At 46.8% G+C, this 14,865-nt stretch carries 20 protein-coding genes; 15 read left to right on the top strand and 5 right to left on the bottom strand.

Annotation, left to right across the window (positions count from 1 at the left end; all coding sequences use genetic code 11):
* Positions 1-10: 10 nt before the first annotated feature.
* Both QUE60_RS08550 and gpmA read right to left on the bottom strand, forming a co-directional pair.
* Positions 11-1,447, bottom strand: coding sequence for a S41 family peptidase (locus QUE60_RS08550; protein WP_286226749.1), 1,437 nt, complete (start codon positions 1,445-1,447; stop codon positions 11-13).
* Between the two features lie 4 nt (positions 1,448-1,451).
* Positions 1,452-2,147 (bottom strand): 2,3-diphosphoglycerate-dependent phosphoglycerate mutase, encoded by a 696-nt coding sequence (gene gpmA / locus QUE60_RS08545; RefSeq protein ID WP_286225321.1) that lies wholly within the window; start codon positions 2,145-2,147, stop codon positions 1,452-1,454.
* 22 nt (positions 2,148-2,169) lie between these two features.
* On the opposite strand from gpmA, the gene QUE60_RS08540 reads away from it, so the two are divergent.
* The 4 genes from QUE60_RS08540 to QUE60_RS08525 are packed head-to-tail and all read left to right on the top strand — an operon-like array spanning position 2,170 to position 4,404.
* Positions 2,170-2,586: a rhodanese-like domain-containing protein gene (locus tag QUE60_RS08540; RefSeq protein WP_286226748.1), complete on the top strand. Its 417-nt coding sequence runs from the start codon at positions 2,170-2,172 to the stop codon at positions 2,584-2,586.
* Positions 2,587-2,596: 10 nt separating this feature from the next.
* Complete coding sequence (grxC, locus tag QUE60_RS08535) at positions 2,597-2,851, top strand: glutaredoxin 3 (RefSeq protein ID WP_286223613.1); 255 nt, start codon at positions 2,597-2,599, stop codon at positions 2,849-2,851.
* A 27-nt stretch (positions 2,852-2,878) separates the two neighbouring features.
* Entirely contained in the window at positions 2,879-3,394 is a 516-nt protein-coding gene (secB, locus tag QUE60_RS08530) for a protein-export chaperone SecB (protein WP_108509157.1), read from the top strand.
* Positions 3,394-4,404: an NAD(P)H-dependent glycerol-3-phosphate dehydrogenase gene (locus QUE60_RS08525; RefSeq protein ID WP_286226747.1), complete on the top strand. Its 1,011-nt coding sequence runs from the start codon at positions 3,394-3,396 to the stop codon at positions 4,402-4,404. The genes secB and QUE60_RS08525 overlap by 1 nt, the downstream gene beginning before the upstream one ends.
* On the opposite strand, the gene trmL is transcribed toward QUE60_RS08525, so the two are convergent.
* Positions 4,401-4,871, bottom strand: coding sequence for a tRNA (uridine(34)/cytosine(34)/5-carboxymethylaminomethyluridine(34)-2'-O)-methyltransferase TrmL (gene trmL / locus QUE60_RS08520; protein WP_286224769.1), 471 nt, complete (start codon positions 4,869-4,871; stop codon positions 4,401-4,403). The two genes, QUE60_RS08525 and trmL, sit on opposite strands and share 4 nt — an antisense overlap.
* An 18-nt stretch (positions 4,872-4,889) precedes the next feature.
* Positions 4,890-5,615, bottom strand: a complete 726-nt coding sequence (locus QUE60_RS08515; protein ID WP_286226746.1) for a ComF family protein — start codon at positions 5,613-5,615, stop codon at positions 4,890-4,892.
* Positions 5,616-5,639: 24 nt separating this feature from the next.
* Here QUE60_RS08515 and QUE60_RS08510 point away from each other — a divergent pair, with 24 nt between their 5' ends.
* The 7 genes from QUE60_RS08510 (at position 5,640) to QUE60_RS08480 (ending at position 11,168) form a co-directional block, all read left to right on the top strand.
* On the top strand, positions 5,640-6,401 hold the full coding sequence (locus QUE60_RS08510) for a methyltransferase domain-containing protein (protein WP_286226745.1): 762 nt from the start codon (positions 5,640-5,642) through the stop codon (positions 6,399-6,401).
* A gap of 267 nt (positions 6,402-6,668) precedes the next feature.
* Positions 6,669-7,742: a cytochrome c oxidase subunit II gene (gene coxB, locus QUE60_RS08505; protein WP_286227516.1), complete on the top strand. Its 1,074-nt coding sequence runs from the start codon at positions 6,669-6,671 to the stop codon at positions 7,740-7,742.
* Between the two features lie 40 nt (positions 7,743-7,782).
* On the top strand, positions 7,783-9,375 hold the full coding sequence (gene ctaD, locus QUE60_RS08500; protein WP_286225315.1) for a cytochrome c oxidase subunit I: 1,593 nt from the start codon (positions 7,783-7,785) through the stop codon (positions 9,373-9,375).
* Complete coding sequence (locus tag QUE60_RS08495) at positions 9,375-9,500, top strand: cytochrome oxidase small assembly protein (RefSeq protein ID WP_286223606.1); 126 nt, start codon at positions 9,375-9,377, stop codon at positions 9,498-9,500. Before ctaD ends, QUE60_RS08495 begins: the two co-directional genes overlap by 1 nt.
* A gap of 4 nt (positions 9,501-9,504) precedes the next feature.
* On the top strand, positions 9,505-10,101 hold the full coding sequence (locus tag QUE60_RS08490; protein ID WP_286226744.1) for a cytochrome c oxidase assembly protein: 597 nt from the start codon (positions 9,505-9,507) through the stop codon (positions 10,099-10,101).
* Positions 10,098-10,292 (top strand): DUF2970 domain-containing protein, encoded by a 195-nt coding sequence (locus QUE60_RS08485; protein WP_108509149.1) that lies wholly within the window; start codon positions 10,098-10,100, stop codon positions 10,290-10,292. The genes QUE60_RS08490 and QUE60_RS08485 overlap by 4 nt, the downstream gene beginning before the upstream one ends.
* Positions 10,293-10,313: 21 nt before the next feature.
* The gene (locus QUE60_RS08480; protein ID WP_108509148.1) at positions 10,314-11,168 is read left to right on the top strand and encodes a cytochrome c oxidase subunit 3; all 855 of its coding nucleotides are present in this window, start codon (positions 10,314-10,316) and stop codon (positions 11,166-11,168) included.
* A 35-nt stretch (positions 11,169-11,203) separates the two neighbouring features.
* Here QUE60_RS08480 and QUE60_RS08475 read toward each other — a convergent pair whose 3' ends face one another.
* Positions 11,204-11,413, bottom strand: a complete 210-nt coding sequence (locus QUE60_RS08475) for a twin transmembrane helix small protein (RefSeq protein ID WP_108509147.1) — start codon at positions 11,411-11,413, stop codon at positions 11,204-11,206.
* Between the two features lie 66 nt (positions 11,414-11,479).
* On the opposite strand from QUE60_RS08475, the gene QUE60_RS08470 reads away from it, so the two are divergent.
* From QUE60_RS08470 to cyoE, 4 genes are read left to right on the top strand one after another with little or no spacing between them, the layout of a single operon-like run.
* Positions 11,480-12,196: an SURF1 family protein gene (locus QUE60_RS08470; protein WP_286226743.1), complete on the top strand. Its 717-nt coding sequence runs from the start codon at positions 11,480-11,482 to the stop codon at positions 12,194-12,196.
* 13 nt (positions 12,197-12,209) lie between these two features.
* Complete coding sequence (locus tag QUE60_RS08465) at positions 12,210-12,863, top strand: hypothetical protein (RefSeq protein ID WP_286223603.1); 654 nt, start codon at positions 12,210-12,212, stop codon at positions 12,861-12,863.
* Positions 12,860-13,984 (top strand): COX15/CtaA family protein, encoded by a 1,125-nt coding sequence (locus tag QUE60_RS08460; RefSeq protein WP_286226742.1) that lies wholly within the window; start codon positions 12,860-12,862, stop codon positions 13,982-13,984. Before QUE60_RS08465 ends, QUE60_RS08460 begins: the two co-directional genes overlap by 4 nt.
* Positions 13,981-14,865, top strand: coding sequence for a heme o synthase (cyoE, locus tag QUE60_RS08455; protein ID WP_286223601.1), 885 nt, complete (start codon positions 13,981-13,983; stop codon positions 14,863-14,865). The genes QUE60_RS08460 and cyoE overlap by 4 nt, the downstream gene beginning before the upstream one ends.

Here is a 14,865-nt window from a genome sequence, read left to right as displayed (position 1 = left end):
AGCAACTCAATTACTCGAGTTTAGAAGCCGAGCGCTTGACAGTTTGACCGTTGAGAAAGGCAATGGCTTGTTGCAGCATGAAGTCATCATTGCTACCAAACTCAGGTGGGCGACGATTCTTTTCTTTCTCACGCTCCTCTGGCGTTTTCTTTGCATTGCGCTCTTCAATCAATTGCAATTCTTGCAGACGCCGTTTCTCGCGATCTTTGATCAATGCTTCTTCTGAGGATTGTTTATTACGCAAGTGCTTTTCGCTATCAATCTCTCGTGTAATTAATACATCTTCTGGGTCACCGTCCTTATTCTGATCCACCGGAATATCGGGTTTAATCCCAAATGCTTGGATTGAGCGACCATTGGGCGTGTAGTAATAAGCGGTAGTAATTTTGAGTGCCGAGTCGCTACTTAGTGGCCGAACAGTCTGCACGGATCCCTTACCAAAGGTGGTCTTTCCCAGAATAGTGGCACGTTTGTAATCTTGCAGTGCACCCGCAACGATTTCAGAGGCAGATGCGGAGTAGGCATTGACAAGCACGACCATTGGGATTTTCTTAAAAAGCGGCGGCACCTCATCGAGTGGATCATTCGATTCACTTAATTTATACATAGCGGGAACTGCATTAAATACTTGGCGCGAGTCTGGCGCTTGGCCTTTGGTTGAGACAATCACTGAGCCCGGAGGCAAGAAAGCGGCTGCAACACCGACTGCGCCTTGCAGTAGTCCACCACCGTTATTACGCAGATCTAATACCAACCCTTTTAAGCTCGGATCTTTAGCGGCAAGCTCTGCTAATTTCTTAGCAAGGTCTGGAACGGTGCGCTCTTGAAAGCTAGTAATGCGAACCCATGCAATATTGTTATCCACAATTTTTGCTCGAATCGACTGTACTTTGATTTCAGCGCGGGTGATGGTAACCGGAAAAGTGCGCTCTTCACTTTTTCTGAAAATCGTTAAAGTAATTTTGGTTCCTGGGGTACCACGCATGGTACGAACCGCTTTATCGAGTGACATGCCACGCACTGGTTTATCGTCTAGGCGGGTAATGAGATCGCCTGCTTGAAGACCGGCTTTAGCAGCAGGAGAGCCTTCGATTGGATTAAGAACTTTTACTAAACCGTCTTCAGAGGTAATTTCAATACCAAGCCCTGCAAACTTTCCAGCAGTTTGCTCTTGCATTTCTGCAAAATCTTTTTTGTCAAGGTAAGCGGAGTGCGGATCAAGACTGCTGACCATTCCTTTAACTGCATCAGTGAGTAATTGTTTGTCGTCAATGGGTTCTACATACTCACGCTTAATTTGCCCAAAAACATTTGAGAGTGTGCGTAACTCATCGAGCGGCAAGGTGCTGGCACCTTGCTGCGCGGTCGCCGAGAACTGGATGGTTGCCGCAATTCCGGCAATCAAGCCAATACTAATTAGGACAATATTTCTAAATAACTGACGCATTTAGCTATTTTGCCTCTAAATAGAAATGTTGTATTGGGCGAAGCTCATCGTCCAGTTCATAAATGAGGGGATTGCCGTTAGGCACATTGACCTCCATGATCGCCTCATCTGATACCTGATCAATGTGCTTCATGAGGGCGCGGATGCTATTGCCATGGGCGACCAGAATAACCCGTTTACCAAGTTTGAGAGCCGGAGCGATCGACTCATTCCAGAGGGGTAAAACCCGACTGACGGTGTCTTTTAGGCACTCCCCATGGGGAATATCCTCATGATTAAGCTTGGTGTAGCGGGGGTCACTGGCGAGCTCAGCGCGCTGCTCTGGGCTTAATGGAGGCGGGGCGATGGCATAGGAGCGCCTCCAGATATGGACTTGCTCATCCCCAAATTTAGCTGCAGTCTCTGCCTTATTGAGCCCGGTCAGTGCACCGTAGTGCCGTTCGTTTAATCGCCAGCTATGGACCACAGGCACCCACATTAGATCCATGGCATCTTGGATGTTCCATAAGGTTCGGATGGCGCGCTTTAGAACCGAGGTATAGGCAATATCAAAGTCATAACCAGCATCCCTTAGAAGCTGGCCAGCCCGTTGGGATTGCTCAACGCCTGTTGGCGTTAGGTCAATATCGGCCCATCCAGTAAACCGATTCTCAAGATTCCAGGCGGATTGTCCGTGGCGGACTAGGATGAGTTGTTTCATAGATGCATTCTATAATCTGACAATGGACTTCTTAGCTCAAACAGACAACCTCGTACTGGCCGCCTTAATGATCATTTCGGGCATGGCTTTATTCATGCCAACATTATCAACCCTAATTAGTGGCAAGGGTCTAACCCCCACCGATGCGACCATTTGGATTAACCGTCGCAAGGCAAATGTGATCGATTTGCGGACCGAGGAAGATTTTAAATTAGGCCATTTGCCAAATGCCAAAAATATCGCCTTGGAGAGCTTAGGCGCTAGCTTGAAAACCATGAAAATCGATCAAAAATATCCTGTTGTGGTGATTGGTCGGGGCCCGGCTCATTCTCAGAAAGCAGCTAAAGAGCTTCGCAATCTTGGGTATACCGAAGTGGGTGTTTTAGAGGGCGGTATCAACGCTTGGCAAACCTCCGGGTTGCCGCTTATTAAATCCTAATGGGGAAGCGATGCCAGACGTTTTGATGTACAGCACCCGCGTTTGCCCTTACTGCGTGATGGCTGAGAAACTTTTACAAAAAAAGGGTGTTCAGAATTTACAAAAAATATTAATTGATGTCGATCCAGCCAAGCGAGAAGAAATGATGACTCGCACAGGTCGCAGGACTGTTCCACAAATTTATATCGGTGATCGTCATATTGGCGGTTACGATGATCTAGCAGCATTAGATCGTGCAGGCGGTCTTGATCCGCTTTTAGCCTAACCATTTCTAATTGGAAAGAGAGTTTGTATGAGTGATGCTGCAACGAATTCAGCCACAGGTTCAAATGAGCCTTCGTTTGTCATCCAACGTGTTTATCTAAAAGATTTATCACTCGAGCAACCCAATGCCCCCGGTATTTTGTTGGTTGCGAGTGAGCCACAGATTCAGGTGGAATTGGATATTGCGGTTGATCGCCTAAGCGACGAGTTATTTGAGGTTGCCCTCTTGAGCACAGTCACCGCTCGCGTTGAAGGCAAGGTCATGTTCTTGGTCGAAGCTAAGCAAGCCGGTATTTTCGAGTTTAAGAATATCCCGATTGAGCAAATTGACCCAATGCTTGGCATCACTTGCCCAAGCATCATCTTTCCGTATTTGCGCTCAAACGTTGCCGACATTATTAGTCGCGCCGGCTTTCAGCCTATTCATCTTGCCGATATCAACTTTCATGGCATGTATGAGCATCGTTTGGCTCAGGCTCAGGCAGCTCAGGGAGCGCAAGCCGGTAATGGTGAGGCAGAGAGCAAAATTATTTTGCCCAACTAATGAATATATCGGTCCTAGGGGCAGGAGCATGGGGTACAGCCATTGCTATATCCGCTGCTAGTCACCATTCGGTTTGCTTATGGGCGCGCAACCCAAATGCCGCCGATGCCCTTCGCAGGGATCAAGAAAATAAACAGTATTTACCAGCTATTGCGTTACCCAAATCATTATTGATTGAGTCGGATTTTGAGAAAGCCGTTAACAGATTAGGGGCTGATGACCTATTAGTGATTGCGACCCCAATGGCTGGGTTAGCAGCTACGGTAGCTGATGTTTTTAAAACGGCACAACAGCCTTTCAACATTTTGTGGCTTTGCAAAGGGTTGGAACCCAAAACCTCCCTACTTCCCCATCAGGTTGTTGGCCGCGAACAAGAACGATTTGCCACCCATGCGCATGCAGTGGGTGTTTTGTCAGGCCCTAGCTTTGCCCGTGAAGTTGGCGAGGGTTTGCCTTGCGCTTTGACGGTTGCAAGCACTGCATCTGAATTTTGTCAGCAAGTACAAACTGCGTTTCACCATGGAAATATTCGGGTGTATGCAAGCGATGATTTGATTGGGGTTGAGCTTGGTGGCGCCGTTAAAAATGTATTAGCAATTGCTGCCGGAATTGGCGATGGCTTGGGCTTGGGTATGAATGCCCGCGCTGCCTTGTTAACCCGAGGTCTTGCAGAAATGATGCGGTTAGTTAAAGCTGTCGGCGGTAAGAGCGAGACCTGTATGGGACTCGCTGGCTTGGGCGATCTTATTTTGACCGCAACGGGTGATTTATCGCGTAACCGTCGTGTGGGTTTATCGCTTGCCGCTGGGGAGCCATTGGACCGGGTATTAGCCGCGCTTGGTCATGTGGCTGAGGGTGTCTTGTGTGCGCAAGCCGTGAGTGATTTGGCTAAACAACATCAGGTTGAGATGCCAATTTGTACAACGGTTAGTCACGTACTTAATGGTCAACTGAGTCCCGAGGATGGAGTTCGGACCTTAATGGGCCGCGGGCCTAAATCGGAAACTTAAGTCCCACCCTGGAATTGGTGTTGGCGCCATGCTTCATAAACCACGACCGCTACAGAGTTTGAGAGATTTAAGCTGCGACTATTAGCAAGCATTGCCAATCGAAGGTGATTCTCGCGAGGAATGCTAGCGCGTACCTGATCGCTAATGCCTTTGGTCTCTGATCCAAATACAAAGTAATCGTTTGAGTGAAATTCTGTATGAAGAAGTGAGCGCTGCCCCTTAGTCGTTAAAGCAAAGACACGCTGCAAATCGGCCTTTGTGCTTGTTAGAAAATCGGACCAGTTCTCATACAGCTTGAGATTGGCAAACTCATGGTAATCCAGGCCCGCGCGCTTCAATTTGGCGTGTTCAAGAGGAAAACCAAGTGGTTTGATGAGATGCAATTGCGCACCCGTATTGGCACATAGGCGGATGATGTTCCCAGTATTCGGTGGGATCTCAGGTTCAAATAAAACGACATTAAACATAGCAGCATCATATTGCACTTAAGACTCCCAAGGAGGCGTGCGAAGCATGGTCCATGCGCTCACCCGCTTTGCCCCAGACTTTTTGAGAGTTGTTGCTAACGAGTGGATCGTTGAGCCGGTGGTCATGACATCATCAATAACCACGATATGTTGGTCATGAATCATAGAAGCTGCACCAACTTTCAATTCAAAACGGTCTCGCATCGATGCAGTGCGGTCGGCACGATTAAGACTTGCTTGAGCAGTGTGGGTTGGGTGGCAAATCACTAGGTTTGGAATGCGTCTGATGGATTTCGGAAGATCAAACCGTTTCGCGATTTCCCATGCTTGATTAAAGCCGCGCGCTGCTAATTTTGTTGGATTTAGCGGCACTGGAATTAAAACATCCGCATCGCATGCTTTGAGAGCATGTTGATGAAATATATTCCACAAGAGGGCAAAGCCACTAGCGCATGCTAGCCTCTTTTGGTACTTTAAAAGGTGAAGCGTTTGACGTAATGGTTCCTGATAGAGGTCGAGATAAGTCACGTGATCAAAGGCCGGTTTTACCTGTTCACACGCAGCACAAAGTGATTGATGCGGCCCGATTGGTAGCGCACAAATCTGACAGGATGGACCAAATTGCAAGCGGTTTTGAGCAATGCGATCGCGACATGGAAAGCATACAATTTCAGCTTGTGCTTGCTCGCACACCATGCACAGTGTCGGAATTAAATATTGGGTTGCAGTACGAAGCCAGCTCATCGGGGCGCTGAGTATACTGATTCGATGACCACTTCTCTTTCATGGCTTCGAACTGAGATTCAAGAGCGAATGCTTGATAAGTTAGCGCCCATCAAGCTGATGCCGAAACACATTTTGCTCGAACCCGATTTTTCTGGCTTAAATCGCAGGGCATTTGCGAAGCGTTTTCCTAGTGCGCAAATTGACACCATTCTTGATCCTCAAATTCAGGGAAGGATTCCATTGGGGATCAAACTTAAACAGGTACTCAGTCGCCCTTTGTTGAACTCAGGCCGATTACTGGGTCAGGGGATTCCAGACAATGCATCCTACGATTTGATCCTCAGTAATTTATGTTTGCAAAATCTCAATAACCCGAGCGCTTGGATGGCGAGTTGTCACCAGCATCTGAAAGAAGGCGGTTTGATTTCATTTGCCTATTTGGGCCCTGATACAGGTAAGGAACTCCGGGATGCCAACCCGGATGGTAGTCAAATGCAAACCTTGCCAGGCGCCCTCGATATGCACGATATTGGGGATGCCTTGGTTCAAAACCGCTATTCGGACCCGGTGATGGATATGGAATATCTTCATTTGGAGTACGAAACTGGGCAGGCTCTTTATAAGGATGGCCTAGCTCTGGGGCTCATTTCTGCGGGTACGCAACTCCATCAACTTAGGGTTCCTGACCCCCTAAAACTGACCCTGGAAATCGTTTATGGACATGCTTGGGTTTTGGCAAAAAATCTCAGTACTGGGGATGCTAAATCAGCATATATTCGCGTAGATGCAATTAAACGTAAATAGTTCCATAGCTAATTTATAAGTAAGTACTTACATTTAATTATCTACATATAGGGTTTGCCCCAAAGGAAATCACAAAATGACTTCTGTCAAGCAAATCATCCTATAATTCAGTGTCTAATTAGTGACTAGTGGCTGGACAAGCGACCAGACTTTATTAGGTGCGCTGCTCTTAAATTTGAGAAAAAAATGAATATTCGTAAATTGCTGACAAAAATTTGGCTTGCCCTTGGTTTTGGAATCTGGAGTTTTACTGTTGCGGCGCAAGATATGCCAGGCGGCCCCAAAGTAAATCAACTCAATTTCCCCGCCCCTGCAACCAAAATTATGGAAGAGATTCATTGGTTGCACTGGATGATGATGATCATTTGTTTGGTGATCTTTATTGGCGTTTTCTCAGTGATGTTCTATTCGATTTACAAGCATCGCAAATCCAAAGGTGCCCAGCCCGCATCGTTTCATGAGAGTACTTCGGTTGAAATTATTTGGACTGTTATTCCTCTGCTAATTGTGATTGGTATGGCTCTTCCCGCCACCAAAACAGTAGTTGCGATGAAGGACACCACCAATGCAGACATCACCATTAAAACCACTGGTTATCAGTGGAAGTGGGGTTATGACTACATTAAGGGCGAGGGAGAAGGTATTAGCTTCCTTTCGACCATGTCGACTTCACGCGAAGCGATTAACAATCTCGCGCCCAAGAGTCCAACCTATCTGATGGAAGTCGATCATGAGATGGTTGTCCCTGTGAATAAAAAAATTCGTCTAATTACAACTGCGAACGATGTGATTCATGCATGGACCGTTCCTGCATTTGGCGTAAAGCAAGACGCAATTCCTGGCTTTGTGCGTGACACCTGGTTCAGAGCTGAAAAAATTGGCACCTTCCGTGGACAATGTTCTGAGCTTTGTGGCGCGCAGCACGCATTTATGCCCATCGTAGTTAGAGTCGTTTCTGATGAGGACTACACCAAATGGGTTGCTGAAAAGAAAAAAGAAATGGCTGCTAACGCGGATGATCCGAGCAAGGTTTACACCTTGGCTGAGCAAATGGATCGTGGTGCTAAGGTGTATGCCGCCAATTGCGCTGCTTGCCATCAAGCCAACGGTAAGGGCGCCGGCGCTTTCCCTGCATTAGATGGCAGCAAGGTTGCCTTGGGTCCGAAAGCAGGCAATTTCAATATTTTGATTAACGGTAAAGGTGCGATGCCTAAATGGGGTGGCGTTATTTCTGATGGAGATTTGGCAGCTGTAATGACCTATTACCGAAATGCATGGAGCAATAAGACGGGTGAAGTTGTTCAAACCCAGGAGTTCGCTACTGTTCGTGCTGGCAAATAATTGAACTTATATAACGAATTGAATTAAACCGGAGCAAATCATGAGCACCATATCCACAACCCACGATCACGCACACGATCATGCCCACGACCATCCCCATGGATGGCGTCGTTGGTTGTTTGCAACCAACCACAAAGACATCGGCACGATGTATTTGATCTTCGCCTTCGTGAGCCTTCTGGCTGGCGGAGTGATGGCGCTTGGTATTCGTTTGGAACTGTTTCAGCCTGGGTTGCAATATTTGCGCCCCGAGTTTTTTAATCAGTTAACCACCATGCACGGCTTGGTGATGGTGTTCGGTGCCATCATGCCGGCTTTCGTGGGTTTTGCAAACTGGATGATTCCTTTGCAAATCGGCGCGTCTGATATGGCATTCGCCCGTATGAACAACTTCAGTTTCTGGATTTTGCCAGTTGCTGCATTGTTATTGTTCGGTTCATTTTTAGCACCAGGTGGTGCGCCCTCAGGCGGCTGGACCTTGTATGCACCGCTCACCCTGCAAATGGGGCCGGGGATGGATATGGCCATCTTTGCACTTCATTTGTTAGGCGCCTCGTCCATTATGGGTTCAATTAACATCATTGTGACCATCTTGAATATGCGCGCACCTGGCATGACACTCATGAAGATGCCAATGTTCTGCTGGACCTGGTTGATTACTGCCTATTTGTTAATTGCTGTGATGCCTGTGCTAGCCGGCGCGATCACTATGGTTCTCACTGACCGTCATTTTGGAACCAGCTTCTTCTCTGCAGCTGGCGGTGGCGATCCCGTGATGTATCAGCATATCTTCTGGTTCTTCGGTCACCCAGAGGTTTACATCATGATCTTGCCCGCGTTTGGCATTATCAGTGAGGTCGTTCCTGTATTTGCCAGAAAGCGTTTGTTTGGCTACGCATCGATGGTTTATGCCACATCATCCATCGCAATCTTGTCATTTATTGTTTGGGCTCATCACATGTTTACCACTGGTATGCCGGTGACTGGTCAGCTCTTCTTTATGTATGCCACGATGCTAATTGCAGTTCCAACCGGGGTAAAGATTTTTAACTGGGTTGCGACCATGTGGAAAGGGTCAATGACCTTTGAAACCCCGATGCTATGGGCGATTGGATTTATTTTTGTGTTTACGATCGGTGGTTTTACTGGGCTGGTTTTGGCGATGGCCCCAATTGATATTGGTCTACAAGACACCTACTATGTGGTTGCCCACTTCCACTATGTGCTAGTGGCGGGTTCGCTCTTTGCGATGTTTGCAGGCTTTTATTACTGGTGTCCAAAGTGGACTGGTCGTATGGCCGATGAGTTCCGCGGCAAGGTTCATTTCTGGGGCTCAATGTTCTTCTTTAACCTCACCTTCTTCCCAATGCATTTCTTGGGTTTAGCAGGTATGCCACGTCGCTATGCAGATTACCCAACCCAGTTTGCTGATTTCAATTTAATTGCTTCGATCGGTGGTCTTGGCTTTGGCTTAATGCAGGTTTATTTCCTGCTGTTTGTCGTGCTCCCTGCATACCGTGGTCATGGCAAGAAAGCTCCGGATAATCCATGGGAGACAGCCAATACTTTGGAGTGGACCGTTCCATCACCCGCGCCATTCCATACATTTGAGCAGCCGCCCAAAATTAGCTAATGGCACTTGACGTGACCGAGCGATCGAATCCTTTGATGAGCAACCGCCGCCTAGCGGCGGTCTTGCTATCGATTGCGTTGACTTTTTTCTTGGGCATCGTATTGAAGTATTGGATCTTAGGTTAGATATATGGCAAATAATCTAGGCGCCCTTAATAAGCAAATCCTACTGAAGCTTCTTTTGCTTGCTGTATTGATGTTTGGATTTGGTTATGCCTTGGTGCCTTTATACAAAGCCCTTTGTGAAGTGACTGGCATTAATGTTGTCACTAGTAAAAATAATTATGGTGTGCGTGCTTATGGAGCTAGCAAGCCAGGTAATACCCAAGTAGATTACAGTCGAACGATCACGATTGAGTTTGACTCCAATAGTCGTGGACCATTTGCTTTTAAGCCGGTTAAGAACTTTCTTGAAGTTCATCCAGGCGAGATGCACGAGATCGTTTATGAAGTAGTTAATACTTTGGATCGACCTGTCGCTGCTCAGGCAATTCCCAGCTATGCTCCAAAGACCGCAACGGAGTTTTTTACGAAGATCGAATGCTTTTGTTTTCAAGAGCAAGCCCTGACCCCACATCAGATTCGGCAAATGCCAGTGGTATTTATTGTTGATCCCAATCTTCCAAAAGACGTTAAAACAATCACCCTGTCGTATACCTTTTTTGAGACCGGAGTACCTAAGCCTGTTGCAAATGTCAAAGAATCTAAGAGCAAAGTGTCACTATGAACAAGCAACCTAGTTTTTTTCGTTCAATGCGTGCCGTTTTGTGGGCGTTTTTAGGGATTCGCAATAAAGCAGGATTGCAAAATGATGTTGCAAGCTTGAGTTTTGTGCACATCATCATTGCTGGTGTATTGGGCGCCGTACTATTTATGGCGATCCTTTTGTTGATTGTGAATTTAGTGGTAACCAATTAATTTTTAGTTAGAAAGAGCGCGATGTCATCAAACTCCACACCGTATTATTTTGTTCCGGGCCCCTCAAAATATCCCGTCCTTGCTAGCATTGGACTGCTTGGCTTTGGCGGCGGCATGTCCGCTTGGGTCAATGGCCTTTCATGGGGAGGACCGCTGGTCCTAGCAGCAGTTATTTATGTGCTGTTTGTGCTGTACGGTTGGTTTGGTGATGCAATCTCGGAGTCCAATACCGGCAAGAACGGTGTGAACGTCGATGTGTCCTATCGCTGGTCGATGAGCTGGTTCATCTTTTCCGAGATCATGTTTTTTGCCGCTTTCTTTGCGGCCCTGTTCTACGCTCGCAGTATTACAGTGCCCTGGCTTGGTGATGTGGACAATAAACTCTTATGGCCTGATTTTGTAGCTGCATGGCCAACCGTTGGTCCTGCTGATCTGGTTCAAAAATTTAGTACTATTGGCCCTTGGCCAATTCCAACGATTAATACGTTATTGCTCTTGAGCTCAGGGGTTACCGTGACCTGGGCACATCATGCTTTACGAGAGGGAAATCGTCAGCACGCCATTTATGGATTATTTGCGACCGTATTTCTTGGGCTTATTTTCTTGGGTTTTCAAGCTTACGAATACATCCATGCTTATAACGACCTGAACCTGAAGCTCACTTCTGGAATTTACGGATCAACCTTCTTCATGCTGACCGGTTTTCATGGATTCCATGTGTTCTTGGGTGGCTTGATGTTGGCGATTATCCTGCGCCGTTTGATTCGTGGTGATTTCACCGCCGAGAATCACTTTGGTTTTGAAGGTGCCGCTTGGTATTGGCACTTTGTTGACGTCGTCTGGCTAGGGCTTTACATCGTCATTTACTGGATGTAATGGCCAATAGGCGGCAGCGTTGGTTGCCGCCTAGCCTATTGAGGCACTTTCAGGCCAGTGGACTCAATGAGTCCAAAGTAATGGGCAATCCAAATGCCAATGAATAGTGCAATCGATAAACCAATTCTGAGCATCAGCGAGTGAACCATCCTGGAGCTATTGCCTTTGTCTTTCATCATGAAATACAACGCCGATCCTAAGCTAGCGATGATGACCAACAAAATTAAAACAATTAGCCATTTCATATTGGTGCCAAACCCTTGAGTTTATTTCGAGTTCTTATTGTAGAGCGAAGAGTCGCAACCATTGCGATGCTAGTCGTTCTTGCAATAGGTATTTTGGCTGGCCGTTGGCAACTGGGTCGTGCGGATCAAAAAATAATTCTGGCTAATCAAATTAGCGCCATGGCGGCTCGAGAGCAGATTGACCTCAATGCCAAAAATTGGACTCTATCAGAAACTGAGTTTAGGCCGGTGCGAGCGCGTGGTCGTTTTTTGCCCAATGAGGTCGTTTGGCTTGATAATCGCCCCAGTCTAAAGCCACAAACAGGGCAGACCCAATCCGGGTTTTATGTGCTGATGCCATTTTTACTTGATGGTCAGGAAAAGCGCCTTGTTTGGGTTAACCGAGGGTGGGCCCCCAGAAATAATCAAGATCGATTGATATTGCCAAGCATTACAACGCCTAAGGAGAGTGTAGTCATCGAGGGTATTGCATTGGCTGGGCCAGGGAGGGTGTTAGAGCTTGGCAATCAACCCAATAGTCAAGCTTCACCCCGGATTCAGCAAAATTTAGACCTGACCTATGAAGCGGGCCGAATGGCATATCCACAATTACCCTTCATTATTCGCCAAAATGACCCAGATGAAGGTGATGGATTGTCCCGAATTTGGCCTGTGGCAACGACAGGCGTCGATCGCCATTATGCTTATGCTTTCCAATGGTTTTCTTTAGGTGCGGCCGCGCTAGCATTTTGGTTCACAACTGGTTTTATGCGCTATCGCAATCAAGGTAAATCAAGTTCATAAAGGTTATATAGCAGTGAGCGATCAAGATTTATTAATTCCAGCGAGTCAGCTTGATAAGAAGGCATTAGATGCCAGAACTCGTCGCGGCCGGATTCAAATGATACTGGTGCTACTCGCATGCGCATCGCCAGTAATCGCATCGTATTTGGCCTATTACGTTTATAAGCCTGAGGGCGGAAAGACCAATTATGGTACTTTGATTGTGCCGCCACAGCCAATTAATCCCAGCTGGTTTGAGATTCCATTTAACGGTAAGTGGACCCTGATGGTGGCAAGACCGGCAAGCGAGTGCAAAAAAGGCAATGATGCTTGTGTTGAGGTTTTATATCTGATGCGTCAGGTACGCTTAGCTCTTGGTAAGAATAAAAATCGTCTGCAATTGGTTTGGGTTGTGAATGATCGCGGCCCAGTTGAGGATGATATTCAGAGGGCCTATGATCAAGAGAATGCTGGTTTTTATATTATTCCCGCTCCTGATCCAAAAAATGAGGCTGCTTGGCAAGCTTGGCTGAACACTCAAAATCTAGGCCAAGGAATCGCTCTGATTGATCCAAGTGGTGAGAAGATGATGGTCTTTCCCGACAAAACCAGCTCGAGTGACTTTGTGAAGATTCGTAAAGACGTTGAGCGTCTTCTAAAGTTAAATCGCAAGGGTGAGAAGATATGATGTCTGAAATGGCTCTAATGGTTTTAGAGCTTGCCGGAATCGCTCTCTTGATTGCTGGCTTACCGCTGGCAATCCTTTATTTTAAAAAAGGAATGGGGCTATTTCAAAAGCTCAATTGGACCATCGTCTTCCTAACCTTTGACCTCATTTTGTTTGGTGCATTTACTCGTTTAAGTGATTCTGGTTTAGGTTGCCCAGACTGGCCAGGTTGCTATGGCACATCCAATCCCTTTCGCGCCATCGAAGAAATTCGGGCGGCAGAAGCTGCAATGCCCACAGGGCCGGTAACGGTTTTTAAAGCATGGGTTGAAATGATTCATCGTTACTTGGCGATGAGCGTTGGGTTTTTAATCATTATTCAAGTCATCATGGCATTTAAGCAGCCAAGCGCAGGCCGCTCCTTAGCTATTAAAGGCAGTTTGTTTTTACTGGTCTTAGTTTGTTTACAAGGCGCATTTGGAGCCTGGACCGTGACCCTTAAGCTGCAACCAATCATTGTTAGTATGCATCTCATCTTGGCATTGATCTTATTTGCCAGCATGGTCTGGTTCGCGCAACGTAACGATGCCCTCTGTTCAAGTGATTCCAAGACGATTTCAAGCTTATCTGGCAGCCTTGTATTAATCGCTATTGTTGCACTCTTTGCTCAAATTTTTCTAGGTGCGTGGGTTAGTACTAACTATGCTGTGTTGGCTTGTCCTGATTTTCCAACTTGTATGGGTGTTTGGTATCCCAATATGGATTGGCAAAATGCTTTTTTCTTATGGCGCGATTTGGGTGAGGCTAAATCGGGTGAGATGATCCCGATGGCAGCGCTAGTCACAATCCACTGGACCCATCGTGTTGGTGCTATTTTTGCCTCCGCTATTTTGCTTTTCGTTGCTATAAAAGTAATTCGACATCCAGAGCCAAAGGTTCAATTTTGGGGGAAGGCAATCATTGCATTGCTTGCATTACAAATCGCCACCGGTATATCGAATGTAGTCTTTCAATGGCCATTAGTAGCGGCGTTGTTGCACACCGGTGGTGCGGCAGCTATTTTATTTTGCTTGGTGCGTTTAAGTGCGTGGAGTAATAACTATTTTTTATCCGGTAAGCCGCCCCAGCGAGGGATTGCATGAGTACTGATTTTGTTCGTCCTCCTATGCCTCGCTGGAGACAATATTGGGTATTAACTAAGCCAAGAGTGACTCAGCTCGCAGTATTTTGCGCGATTATTGGCATGTTTTTGGCAACCCCTGGGATGGTTCCCTGGTCGATATTACTTGGTGGATCGATCGGCATTTGGTTGTTAGCGGGCGCGGCATTTGCGGTGAACTGTCTGATAGAGCAAGCGGTTGATGCCAAAATGCGTCGAACCGCATGGCGCCCCTCAGCAACGGGCGAGATTACCCCTTGGCAAATTATTATTTTCTCTTGCATTTTGGGAGCCGCAGGGATGGCAGTACTGTGGATTTACACCAATCCCCTCACGATGTGGCTTACCTTTGCAACCTTTGTGGGGTATGCCGTTATTTATACCTGGTTCTTAAAGCCAGCAACGCCCCAAAACATTGTGATTGGCGGGCTTTCTGGTGCCATGCCACCTGCATTGGGTTGGGTAGCTGTTACTAATCAATTATCGGCAGAAGCCTGGTTATTGGTGCTCATCATTTTTGTGTGGACCCCACCGCATTTTTGGGCATTGGCACTCTACCGACGCGAAGATTATGTACAGGCGGGCTTGCCGATGTTGCCGGTCACTCACGGTGAGCGATTTACCTTACTCAATATCTTGCTCTATACGCTCATCTTATTGGCGGCCTCGATTCTTCCTTATGTCTATGGAATGAGTGGCTTATTCTATTTGGTATGTGCACTGATTCTTAGCGGTATTTTTGTAATGTATGCAATCCGTCTTTACCAACACTACAGCGATCAGTTGGCTCGTAAGACATTTAAGTACTCCATTACTTATTTAGCTCTACTATTTGCTGCTATTTTGATCGATCATTACATATAG

The sequence above is a fragment of the Polynucleobacter sp. HIN11 genome (genome assembly GCF_030297675.1).
Lineage (GTDB): Bacteria > Pseudomonadota > Gammaproteobacteria > Burkholderiales > Burkholderiaceae > Polynucleobacter.
This window is presented reverse-complemented; position numbering and strand designations above follow the sequence as displayed.